The 2,760-nt window shown below is 64.1% G+C and carries 2 protein-coding genes; both read right to left on the bottom strand.

Annotated elements, in window-relative coordinates:
• Nucleotides 1-465 precede the first annotated feature (465 nt).
• Nucleotides 466-2,148: an AMP-binding protein gene (locus DBR23_RS03870; RefSeq protein WP_108497379.1), complete on the bottom strand. Its 1,683-nt coding sequence runs from the start codon at nt 2,146-2,148 to the stop codon at nt 466-468.
• Nucleotides 2,149-2,222: 74 nt separating this feature from the next.
• Nucleotides 2,223-2,760, bottom strand: a 538-nt coding sequence (locus tag DBR23_RS03865; RefSeq protein WP_108497378.1) for a hypothetical protein, incomplete at its 5' end; no start/stop codon positions are given.

Below are 2,760 nucleotides of genomic sequence, written 5' to 3'. Positions count from 1 at the left end.
GTTGTCTCCAGGTTGGAATGTGGACTGAGGCAACGCTGAACAAGCCTCTTGCGCCCGGCGCATCCCTGGCTCAGGACGGTCTGCAGCGTTGCAAATCCTCGCGGTAGCTACGGCTATCACTCTGGTTTGCGCCTTGCAGTCCATCCCGATCCAGGGCCCGCCGCATCGCGGAGACTTATCCAGCGTCGCCCTAAGGCGACCGACAGCGTGGAGGGAAATCCCCGGCAGCGCCCCCAAGAAGGAGCGGCTACGGATGCCCGGTGCCTTGTCGCGATCGGGATGATAACGAAAGCAAACGTTTGCGCAAACGTTTGCTAATCAGTAAAAACCCGAAGATGCAGACATTGGACTACCGGCGCAGTGGGGCGATCTGCAGGGTTTACGCCCAAGAAAAAGGGCGCCGAAGCGCCCTGGGGGAGGTGATGGAGGGCAGCGTTTGTCGCTCTGCCGCTAGGAACAACGGCCTCAGGCCTTGCGCAGCTCGCGGCGCAGGATCTTGCCCACGTTGCTCTTGGGCAGCTCGTCGCGGAACTCGATGTACTTGGGGCGCTTGTAGCCGGTGAGGTTCTGGTGGCAGTAGTTGGCCACTTCGTCCTCGGTCAGGGCCGGGTCGTTCTTGATGATGAACACCTTGATGGCCTCGCCCTGCTTCTCATCGGGAACACCAATGGCCGCGCATTCGACCACGCCGGGGCACAGGCTGATGACCTGCTCCAGCTCGTTGGGGAACACGTTGAAGCCGCTCACCAGGATCATGTCCTTCTTGCGGTCGATGATGCGGGTGTAGCCCTGCGGGTCCATGATGCCGATGTCGCCCGTGCGCATGAAACCATCGGGCGTGAAGGCCTTGGCGTTCTCTTCGGGCTGGTTGTAGTAACCCACCATCACGTTGGGGCCGCGGATGCAGATCTCGCCCGACTCGCCCTGTGGCAGGCTGTTGCCCTCGTCGTCCTTGATGGCGATGTCGATGCTTGGCAAGGGCAGGCCGATGTTGCCGCTGAACGTGGTGCTGATCACCGGGTTGTTGGTGCCGATGGCGCAGGTCTCGCTCATGCCCCAGCCTTCGATCATCGTGCTGCCGGTCACCTTCTGCCACTGCTTGGCCGTGCCCTCGCTGGCCGCCATGCCCCCGGCCTGCGACACGCACAGGTGGGAGAAGTCCAGCGTCTTGAACTGCGGGTTTTGCAGCAGCGCGTTGAACAGCGTGTTCACCGCAGGCAGCATGTGGAAGGGGCGCTTCTTGAGTTCGGCCACGAACTTCGGAATGTCGCGCGGGTTGGGGATCAGCGTGAGGCTGGAGCCCTGGCGGATGGCCAGCAGGCACAGCGTGAGCGCGAAGATGTGGTACAGCGGCAGTGCGGCAATGCTGTTGGCTTTGCTCAGGTCGCCCACTTTGGACAGCGCGGGCGTGAACCAGGCCTCGGCCTGCAGCGTGGCGGCCACGATGTTGCGGTGGGTCAGCACCGCGCCCTTCGACAGGCCCGTGGTGCCGCCCGTGTACTGCAGGAAAGCAATCGAATCCAGCGTGGCCTGGCTGGGCGCGAGCGACTTGTGCTCGCCCAGCGATAGCGCCTTCTTGAAGGTGACGACCTTGCGGCCGTTCGACAGGGGCAGGTCATAGGCAGGCACCATCTTGGCCAGGTGGCGCACGGCGAAGGTGATCCATTTGCCAAACCAGAAGCCCAGCAGGTCGCCCATGGAGGCCATCACCACATGCTTGACGGCCGTGTGGTCAATGACCTCAGCCAGCGTGTGGGCAAAGTTCTCCAGGATCACGATGGCCGTGGCGCCCGAGTCCTTGAGCTGGTGCTCCAGCTCACGGGCGGTGTACAGCGGGTTCACGTTTACGCAGGTATAGCCTGCGCGCAGCACGGCGGCCATGGTCACGCCAAACTGGGGGATGTTGGGCAGCATGATGGCCACGCGCGCACCGGGCTCCAGGCCCAGGCTTTGCAGATAGGCCCCCAGCGCGGCCGAGCGGCGCTCCAGCTCGCCATAGGTCATCCACTGGTCCATGCAGACCGAAAACGGGCTCGATGCGTGTTTGCGGAACGACTCTTCCAGCAGGTGGGCCACAGAGCGGTATTGCTCGGGCTTCACGTCGTGTGGGACGCCCGGGGGGTAGCTCTTGAGCCAGATCTTTTCCATGCGCTTGTTTCCTTGTGCTCGCCAAATGCCATTGATAGGTGGGCACAGATTGTGGAAGGCGGGCGCGTTGCGGGCTATCGGGCTTGTCCTAGGGTGTTGGCAAGCTGGGTCTCGCAGGTGACACGGTCCGCATCGAAGAGCTGGTCCATCAGCGCCCGCTCCCGTTGCTCGATCGTGGCCAGAAACTGCTCTACCCCGCCGCGCTGGCGCGCAAGCTGGCCGAAGGTGTCAAACCCGGCCTCCAGAAACCTCTGCAACGCGCCCATGCCGGCCGCGTTGGCCGGGCCCCTCATCATGCGCAGCATCATCCGCAGGCCGGGGGTGCGCGTGAGGCGCGCCAGGTCATTGCCCATGGCCAGCACGCGCTGCAGCTGCTGCGCTCGTGCATGGCGCTGGCCCACAGTGCGCCAGGCTGCGGTGTAGCGGATGGCGTCGCTGGCTGCGTTGGCTCCATGCACCAACCACGCGCGGCCCATGTCCTGGTCCAGTTCCTCGGTCTGTGCGTGCAGCACGGCCAGGGCCACGGCGGTGTTTACGACCGGTTGGGGGAACATGGTCTGCAGCGTGCCGGCGATGCGGCCAAACTGCAGATCGCGGTCGGTGTAGTCGGTG

Source organism: Acidovorax sp. HMWF018 (genome assembly GCF_003061035.1).
Taxonomy (GTDB): domain Bacteria; phylum Pseudomonadota; class Gammaproteobacteria; order Burkholderiales; family Burkholderiaceae_C; genus Acidovorax; species Acidovorax delafieldii.
The sequence above is the reverse complement of the archived record's forward strand: the minus strand, read 5'-3'. Positions and strand labels throughout refer to the sequence as shown.

Bases quoted from the DNA above. Each gene is read 5' to 3' on its own strand.
- DBR23_RS03870 (WP_108497379.1), bottom strand. From the start codon at position 2,148: ATGGAAAAGATCTGGCTCAAGAGCTACCCCCCGGGCGTCCCACACGAC.